Source organism: Terrabacter tumescens, from assembly GCF_014646815.1.
Taxonomy (GTDB): Bacteria; Actinomycetota; Actinomycetes; order Actinomycetales; family Dermatophilaceae; genus Terrabacter; species Terrabacter tumescens.
Map to the genome: position 1 here is coordinate 141,628 of NZ_BMNZ01000003.1, position 20,538 is coordinate 162,165.

Consider the following 20,538-nt stretch of genomic DNA (forward strand, 5'->3'; position numbering starts at 1 on the left):
GGACGGGCTCCACGAGGGCGGGGGCGCATTCAGCGTTCGCCGCCCGGTGCTGCTAATCTCACCGGGCGCACGAAAGTGCGAGCCGCCCCCGTAGCTCAGGGGATAGAGCACCGCCCTCCGGAGGCGGGAGCGCAGGTTCGAATCCTGCCGGGGGCACAGACGAACGAAGGCCGACCTGATGGCGCGAAGCGCCCTTCAGGTCGGCCTTCGTTCGTCTGTGCCCGCGAGGGGTTCGGGGAGGTTCCTTCCGAGGAACGAGGAAGGAACCGGAGTCCTGCCTGGGGCATCGGGACCGCCACCTCGGGCATGAAGAGCGGTTTCCCACCCAGCACCTCCCCGGTGGCCAAGCCTTCTGCCACAGTGGACGGCGTGCTCATCTCGAAGCCTGTCGCCGAGGCCATCCGGGCCGGCACCGTCACCCAGGCCTTCCGCCGATGGGACGCGCCGCGGGTCAAGGTCGGCGGCCTCCAGCTGACTCCCGCCGGCCTCGTGCGCTTCGACGCCGTCAGCAGGGTGCGTGACCCCGAACGCCTCACCGAGCGCGACGCGAGAAAGGCAGGCGTCAAGGACCTGGCGACGCTCCAGAGGTTCCTGGCACCGCGGGAGCGCAAGCCGTCGCCGCGCGGTGGCCGCGGCGGCGACACCGTCTATCGCATCACGCTCAGCTGGGCCGGCGAGGACCCACGGATCGCCTTGCGCGACAGCCTTCCCGACGACGAGGCACTGCGTGACATCGCGGCCCGGCTCGCGCGTCTGGACGCCCGCCCGACGGGGCCGTGGACGCGCGAGATCCTCGAGTGGATCCGCGACAACCCGCGGGTCGTGTCCAAGGAGCTCGCCGCTGTGCGCGGAGTGGAGCTGCTGCCGATGAAGGTCGACATCCGCAAGCTCAAGACGCTCGGCCTGACGATCAGCCACGACGTCGGCTACGAGCTGTCACCCCGCGGCGCGGCGTACCTCGGCTGGGTCCAACGCGACGGCTGACCCCGACCACACGGCATATCCCAGACAACGGGACGGATGACGGACCTTCGCGGCTGTCTCGCCGCTCCGCGTGCTCGGCCCGAGGCCCTGCTCGGACGAAGGTCCGTCAACGCTCCCCCAGGCATCCCGCCTCAGCGCTGGGTGGTGTCGGTGACCTCGCCGACGAGCTCCTCGAGGACGTCCTCGAGGAAGACGACGCCGGTCACGGCCGCGTCGGCGTCGATGACGCGCGCGAGGTGGGCGCCGGTCAGCTGCATGGTGGCCAGCACGTCCTCGATGTCGTCGTCCTCGCGCACCGTGGCGAGACGGCGGACCCGCTTGGGCGGGATGGGCTGCTCGTGCCGTTCGTCGTCGGCGTAGAGGATGTCCTTGAGGTGCAGGTAGCCGGCGATCTCACCGGCGGCGTCGCGCACCGGGTAGCGCGAGAAGCCCTGTTTGGCGACGAGACGCTCGATGTCGGCCGGCGTCGCGCCGAGCTCGACGGTCGTCAGCGAGCTCACGTCGACGGCTACCTCGCGGGCCCGCTTGTCGGAGAACTCGAGCGTCTTGGCGACGAGGCCGTGGCGCTCCTCCTCGATGAGGCCCTCGCGCCGGGACTCGCCGACGATGTGGGCCACCTCCTCGACCGTGAACGCCGAGGTGATCTCGTCCTTGGGCTCGACCTTGAAGAGCCGGACGAGCGCCTTCGCGACGGTTTCCATCGCATGGATGATCGGCCGCAGGGCGCTCGCGATGAAGAAGAGCGGCGGCACGAGCACGAGAGCAGCCCGGTCTGGACCGGCGATGGCGAGGTTCTTGGGGATCATCTCGCCGACGACGACGTGCAGGTAGGAGACGATGAGCAGCGCGAGCGCCAGCGCCACCCCGCTCGCCCACGCGTCGGACAGCCCCCAGGCGTGGAAGACCGGCTCGAGCAGGTGGTGCAGGGCCGCCTCGGCGAGCGCACCCAGCCCGACCGAGCACACGGTGATGCCGAGCTGCGCGGTCGCGAGCATCGACCCGAGCCGCTCGAGGGCGAGCAGGCACGACTGCGCGCGCTTGCTCCCGGCGTCGGCGAGCGGCTCGAGCGTCGAGCGGCGCACCGCCATCGCCGCGAACTCGGCGCCGACGAAGAAGGCGTTGCCGAGCAGGAGGAAGACCGAGACGACGTAGACCCAGGGACCGCTCACGACGCGTCCCCCGATCGACCGGCTGACGGCATACGTCCGTCGTGCCCGTCGCCTGCCGGCTCGTCCGCTGCGTGGTCCGCGTCCTGCGGGAGCGACTCCGGGTCGGGCACGAAGCGCAGCCGGTCGACCCGGCGGCCCTCCATGCCGACGACGTTGATGCGCCAGCCCGGCAGGCGCACGACGTCGCCGACGACCGGCACCCGCCCGAGGCTCGTCATGACGAAGCCGCCCATCGTCTCGTAGGTCGAGCCGTCGGGGACGTCGGCGTCGAAGGCGTCGCGCACCTCGTCGGGGCGCCACAGCCCGGGCACCGTCCACGAGCCGTCGATGAGCTCGCGACCACCCTGGCGGCTGCGGTCGTGCTCGTCGGACACCTCGCCGACGATCTCCTCCACGACGTCCTCGAGCGTGACGATGCCCGACGTGCCGCCGTACTCGTCGACGACGACGGCCATCTGGAAGCCGCCCTCGCGCAGCTCGCGCAGCAGCGGGTCGAGCCGGATCGTCTCGGGCACGACGAGGCGGTCGGACATGAGCGCCGAGACCGGCACGTCCTTGCGCCGATCGTGCGGGACCGCCATCGCCTTCTTGACGTGGACGACGCCGTCGATGTCGTCCCAGTCCTCGCCGAGGACGGGGAAGCGCGAGTGCCCGGTGCGTCGCGACAGGCGCAGCACGTCGTCGGCGGACTCGTCGCGGTGGATGCCGGTGCAGCGCACGCGCGGGGTCATGACGTCGTCGGCGGTGCGCTCGCCGAAGCCGAGCGAGCGGGTCAGCATGCGCGCCGTCGTCACGTCGAGCGTGCCGGCCTCGGCCGAGCGCTGGACGAGGCTCGCGAGCTCCTGGGGCGTGCGCGCGCCCGACAGCTCCTCCTGCGGCTCGATGCCGAGCGCCCGCAGGAAGGCGTTGGCCGAGCCGTTGAGCACGACGATGAGCGGCTTGGCGACCACGGCGAAGACGCGGACCGGGAGCGCCACGACCTTGGCCGTCGCGAGCGGTGCAGAGATGCCGAGGAACTGCGGGAGCAGCTCGCCGAAGACCATCGAGAAGACCGTCGCGATCAGCAGGGCGAGCGCGCTCGAGACTGCCTCGACGGCGCCGGCCCCCAGCCCGAGGGAGGTGAGCGGCCCCGCCACGAGGACACCGATGGACGGTTGGGCGAGGTAGCCGACGACGAGGGTCGTGATCGTGATCCCGACCTGGGCCGCGGACAGCTGCGTCGAGAGCTGCTTGAGCGACTGCAGCACGACGCGCGCCCGCGAGTCCCCCTCGTCGATGGCGCGCTGGACCGTCGGCCGGTCGATGGCCACGAGGGAGAACTCGGCGGCGACGAAGAGCGCGGTGCCCGCGGTGAGCAGGACGGCGCCGAGGACGAGGAGCCACTCGGTCACTCGGGGACCGCCCGTCGGGCCGGGACCGGGTCGCAAGGCTTGGTCATGGTGCGCCCACTATATGGAGGAGAGGGTGCGCAGGGACGCGCGGACCGCTCGGCCCACCTCCGCGTGGAGGGCGTATGCCGTGTGGTTGAGTTGGGCGCATCACGGCGGGCCCGCGACTCGCGCGCAGGGCGACGGAGGGAGCACGGGTGGTGCACGGACGACCGGAGTTCACCGGGCACATCGAGGTGCGGGGGCTGACGAAGCGCTTCGGCTCGTTCACGGCCGTCGACCACCTCGACTTCGACGTCGAACCGGGCCGGGTCACCGGCTTCCTCGGGCCCAACGGCAGCGGCAAGACGACGACCCTGCGCATGCTCCTCGGCCTCGTTCGCGCCACCGACGGCACCGCGACGATCGACGGCCACCGCTACGCCGACATCGGCAACCCGCTCACCGTCGTCGGGTCAGCGCTCGAGGCGACGAACTTCCACCCCGGTCGCACCGGTCGCAACCACCTCCGGGTGCAGGCCGCCGTGGCCGGCGTGCCGGACACGCGCGTCGACGAGCTGCTCGAGCTCGTCGGCATCCCCGCCGCCGCCCGCAAGCGCGCCGGTGGCTACTCGATGGGCATGCGCCAGCGGCTCGGCCTCGCCGCCGCCCTGCTCGGCGACCCCCGCGTCATCATCCTCGACGAGCCCGCCAACGGCCTCGACCCCGAGGGCATCCGCTGGCTGCGCGGCTTCCTGCGCCAGCTCGCCGACGAGGGCCGCACGCTCCTCATCTCCAGCCACATGCTCTCCGAGGTCGAGCAGACCGTCGACGACGTCGTCATCATCGCCAACGGCCAACGGGTCGCCCAGGGCACCGTCGCCGAGCTGCGCGGCGAGCCCACGGCATACGTCCGCACGTCCGACCCCGACCGCCTCAGCCAGGCGCTGCGCGACCGTGGTCTCGCCGTCGCCCCGAGCGGGCGGGGGCTGCGGGTCACGACCGAGGACCTCGCGGTCGTCGGCGACGTGGCCCACGCCAGCGACGTCGCGATCCACGAGCTGCGCAGCGAGCAGACCCACCTCGAGGAGCTGTTCTTCAACCTCACCGAGAGCGAGGAGCACCGCAACCGCAACCTCGCCCGGCCGCCGGGCGGTGCCCCCGTCGACCTCCCACCGCCGAGCGGGCCACCCATCGACCCCGCCCTGCTCGCCGAGCCCGCGCAGGCCGCCCAGCGCGCCCAGTCCGCCCAGCCCTCGGGCGCACCCGACCACGACGGAGACCTCCGATGACCGCTGCGGTGCGGGCCGAGCTCCGCAAGCTCTTCACGACCCGCCTCTGGTGGGGCATGGCGATCGCCGTGCTGCTGAGCGGCGCCGCGTTCGCCGTGCTGTTCGCCTTCGTCTTCACGAGCGACGCGGTCCGGGGCCCGCAGGCCGCTGCGGCGCCGCGCACCGACGCGGCCCTCGCCAAGGCCGTCTTCACCGGCGGCCTGCAGGTCGGCTACCTGCTCACCCTGTCGATCGGGGTGCTGACGATCGGCTCGGAGTACCGCCACCAGACCATCACCGCGACCTTCCTCGCGATCCCCCGGCGCGGCCGCGTCATGGCGGCCAAGGTCGTCTCGCTGCTCGCCGTGGGAGCCCTCTACGGCCTGCTCTCCCTCGCCGGCGCCGTCGGCGCGGGCACGCTCGTGCTGACCTCCAAGGGCGTCGCGCCGTTCGCCGACACCTCGATCTGGCGCACGCTCGCGCTGTCCCTGCTCGTCCTGGGCCTGTGGGCGCTCATCGGGCTCGGGACCGGCATCCTCATCCCCAACCAGGTCGCGGCCCTGCTCATCTCCGTGGCCGTCGCCTGGATCGTGGAGCCGCTCCTCGGCCTCGTCCTCGCCCTGACCGACTGGGGCAAGAGCATCTCCCCCTACCTGCCGAGCCGCGCCACGAGCGCGATGCTCGAGTCCACGAGCGGGGGTTTCGACGGCCGCCCCATCACCCAGCTCTCCTGGTGGGCCGGCGCGCTCGTGCTCATCGGGTACGCCGCCGTGATGGCCGGTCTCGGCACGTGGCGCACGCTCCGCGCCGACATCAGCTGACCGACCGGGGCAGCGAGCCGTCCCGACGTGACCAACGCCTCGCCGACGGTCCGTCTCGACCACCGTGCCCGGACCGGGTATCCGGGGCATCGGGTCTAGGCTTGACCCCTGTATAGGCAAAGACGCACCCAAGCCAAATGAAAGAGGCGCATTCGTCGTGTCCGATCAGTCCACGTCCGGTGACCCGATTGCAGCGTTCGGGCCGAACGAATGGCTCGTCGACGAGCTCTACCAGCAGTTCCTGACCGACCGGACGTCGGTGGACAAGGCCTGGTGGGGGTTCTTCGAGGACTACCGACCGGGCGAGGGCGACGCGAGCGCCGCCCCGGCCCGCACGACGACCGCGACCAGGCAGGACACGGCTCCGCCGGCGACAGCGCCGGCCAACGGGTCGGCGAACGGAGCCAGCAACGGGTCCGCCACGACGCGGCCCGCGCCGGCAAGTGCTCCCGCTCCAGCAGCCCCGGCCCCGCAGGCCGCCGCCCCCGCCGCGAAGGCAGCGGCCGCCAAGGCGCCCGAGGCCAAGGCCGAGCCGAAGAGCGAGCCGAAGAGCGAGCCGAAGAGCGAGCCGAAGGCCGAGCCCAAGCCCGAGCCCACGGCCGAGGCCCCGAAGCCGCGCGACATGCCCGCCGTCAAGGGCACCGGCCCGGTCAACGAGGACGTCGTGACCCCGCTGCGCGGAGCTCCCTCGCGCGTCGTGGCCAACATGGAGGTCTCGCTCACCGTCCCGACCGCGACGAGCGTGCGTGCCGTCCCGGCCAAGCTGCTCATCGACAACCGCGTCGTCATCAACAACCACCTCGCCCGCTCGCGCGGCGGCAAGGTCAGCTTCACCCACCTCATCGGCTACGCCATGGTCAAGGCCCTGGCCCTCATGCCGGAGATGAACAACGGCTTCACCGAGGTCGGCGGCAAGCCGGCCCTCGTGCGGCCCGCCCACGTCAACTTCGGCCTCGCCATCGACCTGCAGAAGGACGACGGCACCCGCACCCTCGTGGTCCCCTCGATCAAGTCGGCCGAGGAGATGGACTTCGTCCACTTCTGGACCGCGTACGAGGACATCGTCCGCAAGGCCCGCGCCAACAAGCTGACGGTCGAGGACTTCCAGGGCACGACGATCTCGCTGACCAACCCCGGCGGCATCGGCACCGTGCACTCGGTCCCGCGCCTCATGAAGGGCCAGGGCGCCATCATCGGCGTCGGCGCCCTCGACTACCCCGCCGAGTGGCAGGGCGCGAGCAACGAGACGCTCAACAAGAACGCCGTGAGCAAGATCCTCACGCTCACCTCGACCTACGACCACCGGATCATCCAGGGCGCCCAGAGCGGCGACTACCTGCGGATCATCCACCAGCTGCTCCTCGGCGACAACCGCTTCTACGACGAGATCTTCGAGTCGCTGCGCATCCCCTACGAGCCGGTCCGCTGGATCCAGGACATCGACTCCTCGCACGACGACGACATCAACAAGGTCGCCCGCGTCCAGGAGCTCATCCACGCCTACCGCGTGCGCGGCCACCTCATGGCCGACACCGACCCGCTGGAGTACAAGCAGCGCCGCCACCACGACCTCGACGTCACGACGCACGGCTTGACGCTGTGGGACCTCGACCGCACCTTCGCCACCGGCGGGTTCGGCGGCTACCCCTTCCTCAAGCTGCGCAAGATCCTCGGCATCCTGCGTGACTCGTACTGCCGCACCGTCGGCATCGAGTACATGCACATCCAGGACCCCGAGCAGCGCAAGTGGATCCAGAACAAGGTCGAGCGTCCCTACGAGAAGGCCAACCGCGACGAGCAGATGCGCATCATGCGCCGGCTCAACGCCGCCGAGGCCTTCGAGACCTTCCTCCAGACGAAGTTCGTCGGCCAGAAGCGCTTCTCCCTCGAGGGTGGCGAGTCGGTCATCGCGCTGCTCGACCGCATCCTGTGCCGCGCCGCGAGCGAGAAGCTCGACGAGGTCTGCATCGGCATGCCGCACCGCGGCCGGCTCAACGTGCTGGCCAACATCGCCGGCAAGTCCTACGGCCAGATCTTCCGCGAGTTCGAGGGCACCCAGGACCCAAAGTCGGTCCAGGGCTCCGGCGACGTGAAGTACCACCTCGGCACCGAGGGCGAGTTCGTCTCCGAGGACGGCAGCAAGACCAAGGTCTACCTCGCCGCCAACCCCAGCCACCTCGAGGCCGTCAACCCCGTGCTCGAGGGCATCGTCCGCGCCAAGCAGGACCGCCTCAACCTCGCGGGCGAGTCGTTCACCGTGCTGCCGGTGCTCATGCACGGCGACGCGGCCTTCGCCGGCCAGGGCGTCGTGGCCGAGACGCTCAACCTCTCGCAGCTGCGGGGCTACCGCACCGGCGGCACGATCCACGTCGTCATCAACAACCAGGTCGGCTTCACGACCTCGCCGAGCAGCTCGCGCTCCTCGGTGTACTCCACCGACGTCGCGCGGATGATCCAGGCGCCGATCTTCCACGTCAACGGCGACGACCCCGAGGCCTGCGTCCGCGTGGCCGAGCTGGCCTACGAGTTTCGCCAGGAGTTCAACAAGGACGTCGTCATCGACATGGTGTGCTACCGCCGCCGCGGTCACAACGAGGGCGACGACCCGTCGATGACGCAGCCGCTCATGTACAACCTCATCGAGGCCAAGCGCTCGGTCCGCAAGCTCTACACCGAGTCGCTCATCGGTCGCGGTGACATCAGCGTCGAGGACGCCGAGGCCGCGCTGCGCGACTACCAGCAGCAGCTGGAGCGGGTCTTCGTCGAGACGCGCGAGGCCAAGAAGGCCCAAGCGGCCGGCGCCTCGGCCCCGACCGGCGACCGCGACTCCGACGCTCCCGACAACGCCGGTCTCGAGCGGCCGACGGCGCAGGTGCAGGACGACGTCGCACCGGTGCGCTCGGCCACCGAGACGGGCGTCCCGGCGAGCGAGATCGTCCACATCGGCGAGACGTTCGCGAGCCCGCCCGAGGGCTTCACGATCCACCCGAAGCTCAAGCAGCTCATGGACAAGCGCGCCCAGATGGTCCACGAGGGCGGCATCGACTGGCCGATGGCCGAGCTGCTCGCCTTCGGCACTCTGCTCAAGGAGGGCACGCCGATCCGGCTCGCCGGGCAGGACAGCCGGCGCGGCACGTTCGTCCAGCGCCACGCGGTGCTCATCGACAAGAACAACGCGGAGGAGTGGACGCCGCTGCTCTACCTCGGTGAGGGCCAGGCCCGCTTCTGGGTCTACGACTCGCTGCTGTCCGAGTACGCCGCCATGGGCTTCGAGTACGGCTACTCCGTCGAGCGTCCCGACGCCCTCGTGCTCTGGGAGGCCCAGTTCGGCGACTTCGGCAACGGCGCCCAGACCATCGTCGACGAGTTCATCAGCAGCTCGGAGCAGAAGTGGGGCCAGCGCAGCTCGGTCGTCCTGCTGCTGCCGCACGGCTACGAGGGCCAGGGGCCGGACCACAGCTCGGCGCGCATCGAGCGCTACCTGCAGCTGTGCGCCGAGAACAACGTGACCGTCGCCTACCCCTCGACCGCGGCGAGCTACTTCCACCTGCTGCGCCGTCAGGCCTACGCCCGTCCGCGCACGCCGCTCGTCGTCTTCACCCCGAAGTCGATGCTGCGCAGCAAGGCGGCGGCGAGCTCCGTCGAGGCCTTCACCTCGGGCGGCTTCCAGCCCGTCCTGGCCGACCACGAGGGCGTCACCCAGGACGTCACCCGCGTGCTCTTCGCGAGCGGCAAGATCGTCCACGAGCTCGACGCCGAGCGCGAGAAGCGCGGCGACACCTCGACCGCGATCATCCGCGTCGAGCAGCTCTACCCGATCCCCGAGCAGGAGATCGTCGACGCCGCAGCGAGGTACCCCGGTGCCGAGCTGGTGTGGGTCCAGGACGAGCCGCGCAACCAGGGTGCGTGGCCGCTCATGGCCCAATGGCTGCACGAGGACCTCTGCGAGCTCGGCGAGACCCGCCCGTGGCGCGTCGTGTCCCGCAAGGCCGCTGCGTCCCCGGCGACCGGATCGTCCAAGAAGCACGCGGTCGAGCAGGCCGAGCTGATGGACCGCGCCTTCGGCCGCTGATCCACCTGACATCCAGCGAGGGACCCCGCCACGACGGCGGGGTCCCTCGCTGCATCTCCGGGCGACACGGCATACGCCATCGGGCCCTTTGCCGGGCTACGGAGAGGCCCGGAGACCGAGATCGGGCCGCCCTCCTCGGCCCGCCTCCGCAAGGCCCACCCCGGCACGCGATAACCTCCCTTCGTGTACTTCACCGACAGGGGCATCGAGGAGCTGGCGGCCCGGCGCGGCGAGGAGGAGGTCACCTTCGAGTGGCTCGCCGAGCAGCTGCGCACATTCGTCGACCTCAACCCCGAGTTCGAGGTGCCGGTCGAGCGACTCGCGACGTGGCTCGCCCGACTCGACGACGACGAGGACTGAGCACGTGAGCGACCGCAGCGACCGAGCCGAGCACCACGACGCCCCGAGGGAGCCCTACGGCGTGGGCCCGGCCTACCCCTCGTCCCACACCCGCTTCACCACCGACGCCCCGAGCCGGTATGCCGCTGCGTCCGCTCCCGAGGCCGCCGCCACCGACGGTGCCGCCCCCGCTGCCTCACCGGCCCCGCCGGCCGCGACGGCCCCGTCGGAGGACCCGTACTACGCGCCCAGCGCCGAGTTCACCGTCGCCGAGGGCCTGCGGGACGTCGGCATGGTCTTCGTCGGCGCCTCCATGACGGCCGGCTACGGCGACCCGAAGGGCCTGGGCTGGGTGGGCCGCGTGGTCGCACGCACGCAGCACCCCGACCTCGACCTCACGGCCTACAACCTCGGCGTGCGCGGCAACACCTCCGCCGACGTCGTGGCCCGCTGGGGCGCCGAGTGCCACCCGCGCTGGAAGGGCCGCTCGGAGCGGCGCCTCGTGCTGTCGGTAGGCACCGGAGACGTCCTGTCCGGCATGACGATGGCCCGCTCGCGGCTCAACCTCGCCAACATCCTCGACGAGGCGACCAACGCCGGCATCGGGGTCTTCGTCGTGGGCCTGGCCCCCACTCTCGACGACGAGATGAACCGCAAGATCGAGGCCCTCGCCGAGGCGCAGGCCGACGTCTGCTCGCGGCGCGGCATCACCTACGTCGACTGCTTCCGGCCGCTCGCCACCCACGACCAGTGGATGGCCGACCTCGCCGCGAGCCCCGACCGGGCGCACCCGGGTCAGGCGGGCTACGGCCTCATCGCGTGGCTCGTGCTGCACAACGGCTGGAACGACTGGCTCTCGCTCAGCTGACGTCGCCCCGGCCGTCGCTCGCCCCGTCGCTCGCGTCGGGCTCGCGGCGCCCGGGCGCCGACACCGCGGCCGCGATGCTCGCGACCGCCACGACGCCCACGGCGAGCGCGACAGGGGTGCGTCCGGACTCGTGCAGCGACCACGCGACGGGCAGCAGGAGCGCGTTCCAGAGCACCGTGGGGGTGCGCGGCCAGTCCGCGGCACGCGACCAGCCCCGGGCCAGGGCCAGCAGACCCAGGCCGAACACGAGGATGAGCGCCCCGGAGGTCGCCGCCCGCGTCAGATCCTCTGTGGCGCCCGTCACCATCTCGTAGACGTAGAAGCCGGCGAAGCCGAGGACCGCGACGGCCTCGAGGAGCGTGAGCAGCCCTGCGGCACGGTGGGATCCGCGCACCTCGCGCGTCGGGGACGGTGATTCGGTCACGCCGCCAGCCTATCGATCCCGTCGCGCCGGCCGGCCGGGCACCGTCCCGGAGGGCCTTCGGGCCCGGCTCGTGGCCCAGAGGTATGGAACTGGGAGCCGACTGCCGATAGACTCAATCCTTGGTGTGATCGGCCCCCTAGGCGTTGAACACGGACATGGTTGCTGGTCACACTGGATCATGGCCCTCGACGCGTACGGAACAACTTCGTGCGCGTTTCCGTTGGTCAGGGGGTCATCCCCCGTGGCACGACGACACCATGACTTGGCTCCGACAACGACGCTGGCGCCCCGAGCACATGCACCGCGACCGACACCCGGCGTCGGTGCCGAACCGACATACATGAAGGAGCACGATCCACATGGATTGGCGCGACCGCGCTGCCTGCCTGGAGGCCGATCCGGAGCTGTTCTTCCCCATCGGGAACACCGGCCCGGCCATCCTGCAGATCGAGGAGGCGAAGGCTGTGTGCCGGACCTGTCCGGTCATCGACACATGCCTCAAGTGGGCCCTCGAGACCGGCCAGGACGCCGGCGTGTGGGGCGGCCTCTCCGAGGACGAGCGCCGCGCCCTGAAGCGTCGCAACGCCCGGGCCCGTCGAGCAGGCTGAACCCTCAGACCACCCTCTGCAACCGTCCGCGAGCCCGGTGACCGTCAGGTCGCCGGGCTTTTGGCTGCCCGCGCCGCCCTCCGGTCATATGCCGTATGCCGTGTGCCTCGGCCTCGCCGTCCGCCCGGTCGTGCGCCCGGCCGGCGGTACGGCGCCATCGTGCGGTCGTGCGGTCGGTCAGGTGATCGGGCGCAGGCGCGCGGTGAAGCGGGCGCGGGTGCCGTGCGGCACGATCGGCTCCCACGTGATGCGGCCCTGGAGGTCGCTGACGAGGGACTGGACGATCTGCGTGCCGAGACCCGAGCCCGGCCGTCGGGCCGGGTCGATGCCCTTGCCGTCGTCCTCGATGGAGACGACGACCGTCGACTGGCCGCGCTCGTCGTCCTGCCTCTCGATGCCGATGCGCACCTCTCCCCCGGCGTCGCCGAGACCGTGCTCGATGGCGTTCTGGACGAGCTCGCTCATGATCATCGCGAGGGAGGTCGCGTCCTCGGCCCGCAGGCGCCCGAAGGAGCCCTCGGTGACCGTGTGGACCGGGACGCCGTTGGCCGAGACCTCGACCACCGCGTTCAGGCCCCGCTGTGCGATGGAGTCGAAGTCGACCGTCTCGTCGAAGCCCTGGCTCAGCTGGTCGTGGACCATGGCGATCGTGCCGACGCGCCGCTCGGCCTCGGCGAGCGCGATCTTGGCCTCGCCGTCGGGCAGGCGTCGGGACTGGAGCCGCAGCAGGGCGGCGACGGACTGGAGGTTGTTCTTGACTCGGTGGTGGATCTCGCGGATCGTCGCGTCCTTGGTCATCAGCTCGCGCTCCCGGCGCCGCAGCTCGCCGACGTCGCGCATCAGCACGATGGCGCCGAAGCGCTGTCCGGCCTCGGTGAGCGGGATCGCCCGCATCGACACCGTCGTGCCGCCCGCGACCACCTCGGTGCGCCAGGGCTGGCGTCCGGTGACGACGAGCGGCAGCCCCTCGTCGACGGGGTAGGACTCGCGCACGTTGTCGGTGACGATCTGGGCCAGGCTTGCGCCCACGACCTCCCCGAGGTGCCCCAGACGGTGAAGCGCCGAGACGGCATTCGGGCTCGCGTAGGTGACGACGCCGTCGACGTCGAGGCGGATGACGCCGTCGCCGACGCGCGGCGCGCCGCGGCGCAGCCCGGTGGGTGCCCCGCTGTGCGGGAACTCTCCCCCGGTGACCATGCGGCAGAGCGCGTCGGCCGTGGCGAGGTAGGTCAGCTCGAGACGGCTGGGGGTGCGGGTCGTCCAGAGGTTGGTGTGACGGGTCATCACCGCCACGACGTGACCGCCGCGGACGACGGGGATGTACTCCTCGCGGACCGACTGGTCCGGCCCCTGCTCGTGCGGCACGACGACGTGGCGCACGCGCAGGATGCGCTGCTCCGAGGCGGCCTCGTCGAGCAGGTCGCGGGTGCGGCCGGGGTCGGCGACCCTGCCGACCTGGTCGTCGACGAAGACGAGCTGGCCGGTCGTCGGTCGCACGTGCGCCACCGCCTCCCAGCGCTCGCTCGTCGACCGGACCCAGAGCACGAGGTCGGCGAACGACAGGTCGGCGACGAGCTGCCAGTCGCCGACGAGCAGCTGCAGCCACTCGACGTCGTGGTCGGGCAGGTTCGTCCGGCCGCGCAGGAGCTCGCTCAGGGTTGCCACACCCCGAGCCTAGTGAGCCTCAGGGAGAGCCCTGGCCCGGCTCCCCTCGGGTGGCTCCGCAGCCCCACCTGACCGGATCCGGTACGCGTGGGGCTGCGTGGCCACTCGAGCGGGCTGCTAGGCCGTGGCCGCCTTCTTGCCGGCAGCCTTCTTGCTCGCTGCCTTCTTGCTCACTGCCTTCTTGCTCGGTGTCGCCTTCTCGGCTGCGGTCGGAGCCGTGGCCTTCTTGGCCATCGCCTTCTTGGCCGTCGCCTTCTTCGCGGTCGCCGTCGTGGCGGTCGCCTGCTTCGCGGTCACCTGCTTCGCAGGGGCCTTCTTCGCCGGCGCCGACGAGGCGGACTCGACGGCGACGGGGGTCGGCTGCCCGGAGGCGGCCGGCTTCATCACCGTGCGCAGGGTGCGCAGGGCGACCGACAGGGCCGCGATCCCCGCGTGGCTCATCCGCTCGATGCCGCCGAGCGCCGCCCGCGCCCGGCCCAGGGCGTCGGCGTTGAGCTCGGACCACTCGGCGAGCCGGGTGGCGGCCTCGTGCCGCGGATCGCTGACGTCGAGCACCGAGCGCGTCAGGCTCTCGAGCACGGCGTAGAGGTCGTCGCGCAGGGCGCCTCGGGCCATGGCGTCCCAGCGGTCGTCGCGCGGCAGCATCGTGACCCGCGTCAGCATGGCGTCGATCGAGAACGTCTCGGAGGTCAGGAAGTAGACCCCGACGACGTCGTCGAGCTTCTCGCCCGTGTCCTCGGCGACCTCGATGCAGTCGAGCAGCGAGTAGAGGTCGAGCAGCGAGGCTGCGCCGAGGGCGAGGTCCTCGGGGACACCCTTGCCCTCGAGCTCACGGGCCCGTCGCTGCAGTCGGGTGCGCTCGCTGCCCTGGAGCAGCTCACCGATGCGGCCGGAGAACGCCTCGATGCCGGGGCGGAAACGCGCCACCTCCGCCGCGATGTCGAGCGAGGCCGGACGCGAGGTGAGGAACCACCGCACGGACCGGTCGATGAGCCGGCGGAACTCGAGGTAGAGCGCCGTCTGCGCGCCGGTGCTGACGACGTTGTCCGTGGCCTCGACCTGCCGCACGAAGCCCGCGAGGTCGAAGATCTCACGGCAGACGACGTAGGCACGGGCGACCTGCTCGGGGCTCGCGCCGGTCTCCTCGCCCGCACGGTAGGCGAAGGTGATGCCGCCCCGGTTGACCATCGAGTTGGCCACGGAGTTGGTGATGATCTCGCGACGCAGCGGGTGGGCGGCGATCTGCTCGGCGTACTTGCCGCGCAACGGCTTCGGGAAGTACTCGGCCAGGGTCGACTCGAACCACGGGTCGTCGGGCAGCGAGGTGGTGATGAGCTGGTTCTTCAGGTAGAGCTTGGCGTACGCGACGAGCACCGAGAACTCCGGCGACGTCAGGCCGAGACCGTCCTTCTGGCGGCGCGCGATGGCCGCGTCGCTCGGGAGGAACTCGAGCGAGCGGTCGAGGTCGCCGTCGGCCTCGAGGAACTGGATGAGGCGCTCGTGCACGCCGAGCATCGCGTGCTGCTGCGCCCGGGCGTTGCCGAGCAGGACGTTCTGCTCGTAGTTGTCGCGCAGCACCTGCTCCGCGACCTCGTCCGTCATCGAGGCGAGCAGGGTGTTGCGTCGCTTCGTCGTCAGCTCGCCCGAGCGGGTCAGCTCGGTGAGCAGGATCTTGATGTTGACCTCGTGGTCGGAGGTGTCGACGCCCGCACTGTTGTCGATGGCGTCGGTGTTGACGCGCACGCCCGCGAGCGCCGCCTCGATGCGGCCGAGCTGACTCGCCCCGAGGTTGCCGCCCTCGCCGACGACCTTGCAGCGCAGGTCGGCGCCGTTGACACGGATGGCGTCGTTGGCGCGGTCACCGATCTCACCGTTGCTCTCGGAGGTGGCCTTGACGTAGGTGCCGATGCCGCCGTTCCACAGCAGGTCGACCGGTGCGAGGAGGATCGCCTTCATCAGCTCGGCGGGCGTCATGCTCTTGGTGCCCGCACGCAGGCCGAGCGCCGCCACCATCTGCGGGCTGACCGGCACCGACTTGGCCGACCGCGGGAAGATGCCGCCGCCCTTGCTGATGAGCTTCTCGTCGTAGTCCGCCCACGACGATCCCGGCAGGTCGAACATCCGCCGGCGCTCGGCGTAGGAGCTCGCCGCGTCGGGGTCGGGGTCGACGAAGATGTGCCGGTGGTCGAAGGCGGCCAGCAGGCGGATGTGCTCCGAGAGGAGCATGCCGTTGCCGAAGACGTCGCCGCTCATGTCGCCGACGCCGACGACGGTGAACTCCTGCGTCTGGGTGTCGACGCCGAGCTCGCGGAAGTGGCGCTTGACCGACTCCCACGCGCCGCGCGCGGTGATGCCCATGCCCTTGTGGTCGTAGCCCGCCGACCCGCCGGAGGCGAAGGCGTCGTCGAGCCAGAAGCCGTAGTCGGCCGAGAGCCCGTTGGCGATGTCGGAGAACTTGGCCGTGCCCTTGTCGGCGGCGACGACGAGGTAGGTGTCGTCCTCGTCGTGGCGCACGACGCGGTGCGGCGGCACGGCCTGACCCGACACGAGGTTGTCGGTGAGGTCGAGCAGCCCGGAGATGAAGAGCTTGTAGGACGAGATGCCCTCGTCCATCCAGGCGGCGCGGTCGACCGCCGGGTCGGGCAGCTGCTTGGCGTAGAAGCCACCCTTGCTGCCGGTCGGCACGATGACGGCGTTCTTGACCATCTGGGCCTTGACGAGGCCGAGCACCTCGGTGCGGAAGTCCTCGCGCCGGTCGGACCAGCGGAGGCCTCCACGGGCGACCTTGCCGAAGCGCAGGTGCACGCCCTCGACGCGGGGGCTGTAGACCCAGATCTCGAACATCGGCCGAGGCGCCGGCAGGTCGGGGACCTTCTTGGGGTTGAGCTTGAGCGAGACGTAGGACTTGTCGCGGCCGGTCTCGTCGGGCTGGTAGAAGTTGGTGCGCAGGCTCGCCTGGATGACCCCGAGCAAGGCGCGGACGATGCGGTCGTGGTCGAGGCTCGCGACGTCGTCGAGCGCCTCCTTGACGCCCGCCACGACGTGCTTCTGGCGCGAGGCGCGCTTGTCGCGGCCGGCCTCGTTGTCCGGGAAGGCGTCGGGGTCGAACCGCGCCTCGAAGAGCTCGACGAGGCTGCGCGCGATGCCGGTGTTGGCGGCGAGGGCCGACTCGACGTAGTCCTGCGAGAACGTCGAGCCGGTCTGGCGGAGGTACTTCGCGACGGTGCGCAGGATGACGACCTGGCGCCACGTCAGCCCGGCGGCCAGCACGAGCGCGTTGAAGCCGTCGGACTCGGCCCGGCCGTCCCACACCGCCCGGAAGGCCTCCTCGAAGCGCTCGCGGACGTCGCTCGCGAGGGCGGCGTCGCCCGAGCCCCACGTGCGGGCGTCGGCGCACAGGCCGAAGTCGAAGATGTGGAGCGTGCGGCCGTCGGGTCCCGGCACCTCGTAGGGCCGCTCGTCGGTGACCTCGACACCGAGGTGCGTGAAGAGCGGCAGCACCTGGGTCAGAGAGAGGTCGGCGCGCCGGTAGAGCTTGAAGCGCCGCTCGCGCGGGTCGTCGGACGCGGGGTCGTCGTAGAGGTGCAGCCCGGTCGTGCGGTCGCCGTCGCCGAGCGCGTCGATGCGGTCGAGGTCGTCGACGGCCGTGGCGACGTCGAAGTCCTCCTTGTACGCCTCGGGCAGCGCCTTGGCGTACGCCGCCATCGTGCGCGCCGCACCCTCGAGCCCGCGGGCCTCGCCGAGTGCCTCGGCGAGGTCCTCGTCCCAGGTGCGGGTCGCGTCGATGACGCGCTGCTCGAGGGCCGCCTCGTCGACGTCGGGGATGTCGGTGCCCGACGGCATGCGCACGACGAAGTGCAGGCGCGCGAGGGTGGACTCGCTGACGCGCGTCGTGTTGTCGATGTTCGCGCCGCCGAAGGCCTCGAGCAGGATCGACTCGATGCGCAGGCGCACCGTCGTGTTGTAGCGGTCGCGCGGCAGGTAGACGAGGCAGGAGACGAAGCGCCCGAACTCGTCGCGGCGCAGGAAGAGCTTGGTTTTGCGTCGCTCCTGCAGGTGCAGCACGCTCGTCGCGATCTCGGCCAGCTGCGACGGGCTCGTCTGGAAGAGCTCGTCCCGCGGGTAGGTCTCGAGGATCTGCAGGATGTCCTTGCCGGAGTGGCTGTCGGCGCTGAGGCCGGTCAGGCGCAGCACCTCCTGCGCCCGCACGTCGAGCAGCGGGATGTCGTGGATCGTGTCGTTGTAGGCGGCCGACGCGTAGAGGCCGAGGAAGCGCTGCTCGCCGACGCACTCGCCGCGGGCGTCGAAGCGCTTGATCGAGATGTAGTCCAGGTAGACGTCGCGGTGGACCGTCGCGCGGGAGTTGGCCTTGGTGATGATGAGGATGCTCGAGTCGCGGGCGGCCCGGCTTGCGGCCGGCGTCAGCACGAGTCCCTCTCCGGCAGAGGGCCGGTCGTAGCGCAGCAGGCCCAGACCCGTGCCCGGGACCTGGCGCGAGACGTCCTTGCCGTTCTCGTGCGCGAGGGAGTACTCGCGGTAGCCGAGGAAGGTGAAGTTGTTGTGCGCGAGCCACTCGAGGAAGCGGCCGGCCTCGCGCGCGTGGTGCGGGTCGGTGCCGGGCGGCGTCGCCGAGCGGAGCTCGCTCGCGATGGTGAGCGCGTGGGCGCGCATCTTCGGCCAGTCCTCGACGGAGTCGCGGACGTTCTCGAGGACGTGGCGCAGCCGGGCCTCGACGTCGGGCAGCGCGTCGGCCGGCAGCCGGTCGATCTCGAGGTGCATCCACGACTCGCGGACGAGGCCCTCCGAGGTCGAGCGGACCGTCGTGGACCCGTCGGTGACGACCGACTTGAGCTCGCCGGTGATGTCGCGCGACACCGTCATCTGCGGGTGGACGATCAGGTGAACGCCGCGGTCGAAGCCACCGAGCGCCGACACGACGGAGTCGACGAGGAAGGGCATGTCGTCGACGACCACCTGCACGACGGAGTGGCTCGTCGACCACCCCTCGTCCTCGGACGACGGGTTGAAGGCCCGCACGTTGAAGGTGCCGACCGCGCGCTGCTGGGCGAAGGCGCGGTGCTCGGTGGCGATGGTCGCCAGCTCACGCGCCGGGCGGGCGAGCAGGTCCTCGGTCGCCACGAGGCGGTAGTAGGCGCGGAGGAACTCCTCGAGGTCGCCCGGAGCGGCCCCACCGGAGCGGCCTCGCCCCCGGCGAGGGACGGGCGCCACGGCCGCGGCAGCGGCCTTGATGACGTCGATTCGAGACTGTTCGAGTGACGCTGACATGCGGTTGTCGGATTCCTCACCGTGCGGCCGTTGCGGCGGCACGTCGTTGTGCCGCGCATCTCACCATGTGAGCCTATCCCCGTCCGGGCGCGCGCCCGAACCGGCCCGCCGGACGCACGTCGAGACATCGGCCGACCATCCCGCGGCGCCGGTGGAGAACTCCGGGGCGGCTCGCTCGGCAGTCCCTAGAGTGGTGCCATGACCGACGGGAGCCCGGGGGCGGGTGCTGCGGACCCAGCCGTCCTCCGAGCCCTCACGACGGGCCGCTCCGCGACGCGGGCGATGTCCGACGAGCTGCTGACGCACCTGCCCGACCTCGGCGACCTGCCGACGCAACGCGCCCTCGACGGGTGGGTCGAGCAGGCCGCCGACACCCTGCGTGCCCTGTCGGAGGCGTTGGAGGAGCGGCTGCTCGACCTCGGCTCGGCGCGGGTCGGCACCGAGGTGCCGGACGGCGGATCGCTCTCGCGCACCACGGGATCCGCACCGTGGGACGGTGGCCGTCGATGAGCCTCTCCACCGGTGACCCCGGCTCCACCTCGGCCCTGGGCGGCGCCCTGCGGACGCAGGCCGGGCGGTTGGCCGATCTCGTCGTCGACCTCGATGCGGGCGCGCGACGGTCCGGGCGCACCGGCTCACCCGACGTGACCGGTCGGGAGCGCGACCTCGTCACCCGGACCGCGACCGAGCTCGACCGGGTCGGCGGACTGCTCCAGTCGTGGACCACGACCGCCGTCGAGTCGGCCGCGCGGGTGCGCGTCCTCGAGCCGGCGCTGACGCGCTGCGACCTCGTCATCGACGGGCACCTCGTCGTCGAACGCTCGGGCCCCAGCAGGGTCGAGCCCGCCGAGCGGCTGGCCGAGCGCGAGCGCCTGCAGGAGCTGCTCAACCGCGTGACGGCGGTGCGCTCGCGCGAGCAGGCCCGCCTGCGCCGCGACCTCGAGACCTCGGTCACGACGCTCGCCGCGCTGTCCGACCGGGCCCGCTCGGGCTCGTGACCGTCGGCGACGCGGTGGACGTGGCGGGCCGCGGACGGCACCGGCGACGCGGAGCCGGGCCCACGGCATACGTCCTCGGGGCGCAGGGCGCCGTGCAATAGCGTGTCGGCCATGAAGATCTCCGAGACGATCACGTATGCCGCGCCGCCCGAGACCGTCTACGCCATGGTCACCGACCCGGCCTTCCAGGAGCGCAAGTGCGTCGAGGCCCACGCCCAGCGGCACGAGGCCGCGGTGAGCCCGGCCGGGGACGGCGCCCGCGTCGTCACCAAGCGCGACCTGCCGGCCGACGACCTCCCCGACTTCGCGAAGTCCATCGTCGGGCCGACCCTGTCGGTGACGGAGACCTACGAGTGGGGCGCCGCAGCGGCCGACGGCTCGCGCTCGGGCACCCTGACCGTCGAGGTCGCCGGCGCGCCGGTCGCCATGCGCTCGAACGTGCGGCTCGTCCCGTCGGGCGGCGGCACGAAGATCACCATCGAGGGCGACCTCAAGGCCTCGATCCCGCTCTTCGGCGGCAAGGTCGAGAAGGCCGCGGCGCCGGCCGTCATCGACGCCATCCACAGCGAGCAGCGGACCGGCACGGCCTGGCTCGCCGAGCGCGCCTGACCGGCCCGCTCACGTACGCCGCACCACACGCCGCTGGGCCCGCCTCCTGAGGAGACG

General features: G+C 71.6%; 15 protein-coding genes and 1 tRNA gene. 11 read left to right on the forward strand and 5 right to left on the reverse strand.

Annotated elements, in window-relative coordinates; translation table 11 throughout:
• Nucleotides 1-84: 84 nt before the first annotated feature.
• Nucleotides 85-156 (forward strand) — tRNA-Arg (locus tag IEY30_RS08045).
• A gap of 213 nt (nucleotides 157-369) precedes the next feature.
• Complete coding sequence (locus IEY30_RS08050) at nucleotides 370-984, forward strand: hypothetical protein (protein ID WP_030194869.1); 615 nt, start codon at nucleotides 370-372, stop codon at nucleotides 982-984.
• A gap of 131 nt (nucleotides 985-1,115) precedes the next feature.
• Here IEY30_RS08050 and IEY30_RS08055 read toward each other — a convergent pair whose 3' ends face one another.
• Nucleotides 1,116-2,153 (reverse strand): hemolysin family protein, encoded by a 1,038-nt coding sequence (locus tag IEY30_RS08055; RefSeq protein ID WP_030194865.1) that lies wholly within the window; start codon nucleotides 2,151-2,153, stop codon nucleotides 1,116-1,118.
• Entirely contained in the window at nucleotides 2,150-3,544 is a 1,395-nt protein-coding gene (locus IEY30_RS08060) for a hemolysin family protein (RefSeq protein ID WP_030194862.1), read from the reverse strand. The genes IEY30_RS08055 and IEY30_RS08060 overlap by 4 nt, the downstream gene beginning before the upstream one ends.
• Before the next feature lie 194 nt (nucleotides 3,545-3,738).
• On the opposite strand from IEY30_RS08060, the gene IEY30_RS08065 reads away from it, so the two are divergent.
• The 5 genes from IEY30_RS08065 to IEY30_RS08085 all read left to right on the forward strand — a co-directional run bounded on the left by IEY30_RS08065 (nucleotide 3,739) and on the right by IEY30_RS08085 (nucleotide 10,891).
• Nucleotides 3,739-4,812, forward strand: a complete 1,074-nt coding sequence (locus IEY30_RS08065) for an ABC transporter ATP-binding protein (protein ID WP_229674904.1) — start codon at nucleotides 3,739-3,741, stop codon at nucleotides 4,810-4,812.
• A complete protein-coding gene (locus tag IEY30_RS08070) occupies nucleotides 4,809-5,612 on the forward strand; it encodes an ABC transporter permease (protein ID WP_030194851.1) in 804 nt (267 codons plus the stop codon). The genes IEY30_RS08065 and IEY30_RS08070 overlap by 4 nt, the downstream gene beginning before the upstream one ends.
• A 157-nt stretch (nucleotides 5,613-5,769) precedes the next feature.
• Complete coding sequence (locus tag IEY30_RS08075; RefSeq protein WP_030194849.1) at nucleotides 5,770-9,684, forward strand: multifunctional oxoglutarate decarboxylase/oxoglutarate dehydrogenase thiamine pyrophosphate-binding subunit/dihydrolipoyllysine-residue succinyltransferase subunit; 3,915 nt, start codon at nucleotides 5,770-5,772, stop codon at nucleotides 9,682-9,684.
• A gap of 183 nt (nucleotides 9,685-9,867) precedes the next feature.
• A complete protein-coding gene (locus IEY30_RS08080) occupies nucleotides 9,868-10,044 on the forward strand; it encodes a DUF6104 family protein (RefSeq protein ID WP_142184561.1) in 177 nt (58 codons plus the stop codon).
• Nucleotides 10,045-10,048: 4 nt separating this feature from the next.
• Nucleotides 10,049-10,891 carry a GDSL-type esterase/lipase family protein gene (locus IEY30_RS08085; RefSeq protein WP_030194847.1) on the forward strand — a complete coding sequence of 281 codons (843 nt, stop codon included), beginning with the start codon at nucleotides 10,049-10,051 and terminating at the stop codon, nucleotides 10,889-10,891.
• On the opposite strand, the gene IEY30_RS08090 is transcribed toward IEY30_RS08085, so the two are convergent.
• Complete coding sequence (locus IEY30_RS08090) at nucleotides 10,884-11,315, reverse strand: hypothetical protein (RefSeq protein ID WP_229674905.1); 432 nt, start codon at nucleotides 11,313-11,315, stop codon at nucleotides 10,884-10,886. The genes IEY30_RS08085 and IEY30_RS08090 overlap by 8 nt on opposite strands.
• Nucleotides 11,316-11,674: 359 nt before the next feature.
• Here IEY30_RS08090 and IEY30_RS08095 point away from each other — a divergent pair, with 359 nt between their 5' ends.
• Complete coding sequence (locus IEY30_RS08095; protein ID WP_030194844.1) at nucleotides 11,675-11,923, forward strand: WhiB family transcriptional regulator; 249 nt, start codon at nucleotides 11,675-11,677, stop codon at nucleotides 11,921-11,923.
• A 177-nt stretch (nucleotides 11,924-12,100) separates the two neighbouring features.
• Here the strand turns inward: IEY30_RS08095 and IEY30_RS08100 are convergent, their stop codons facing one another.
• Entirely contained in the window at nucleotides 12,101-13,588 is a 1,488-nt protein-coding gene (locus IEY30_RS08100) for a sensor histidine kinase (protein WP_030194841.1), read from the reverse strand.
• Nucleotides 13,589-13,705: 117 nt separating this feature from the next.
• Nucleotides 13,706-18,874 carry an NAD-glutamate dehydrogenase gene (locus IEY30_RS08105; protein ID WP_052358345.1) on the reverse strand — a complete coding sequence of 1,723 codons (5,169 nt, stop codon included), beginning with the start codon at nucleotides 18,872-18,874 and terminating at the stop codon, nucleotides 13,706-13,708.
• A 198-nt stretch (nucleotides 18,875-19,072) separates the two neighbouring features.
• Between IEY30_RS08105 and IEY30_RS08110 the strand changes: the two genes are divergently transcribed.
• From IEY30_RS08110 to IEY30_RS08120, 3 genes are all read left to right on the forward strand, one after another.
• Entirely contained in the window at nucleotides 19,073-19,384 is a 312-nt protein-coding gene (locus tag IEY30_RS08110; protein ID WP_156035130.1) for a hypothetical protein, read from the forward strand.
• Entirely contained in the window at nucleotides 19,381-19,872 is a 492-nt protein-coding gene (locus tag IEY30_RS08115; RefSeq protein WP_030194832.1) for a hypothetical protein, read from the forward strand. Before IEY30_RS08110 ends, IEY30_RS08115 begins: the two co-directional genes overlap by 4 nt.
• 111 nt (nucleotides 19,873-19,983) lie before the next feature.
• Entirely contained in the window at nucleotides 19,984-20,481 is a 498-nt protein-coding gene (locus IEY30_RS08120; protein WP_030194829.1) for a DUF2505 domain-containing protein, read from the forward strand.
• Nucleotides 20,482-20,538 lie beyond the last annotated feature (57 nt).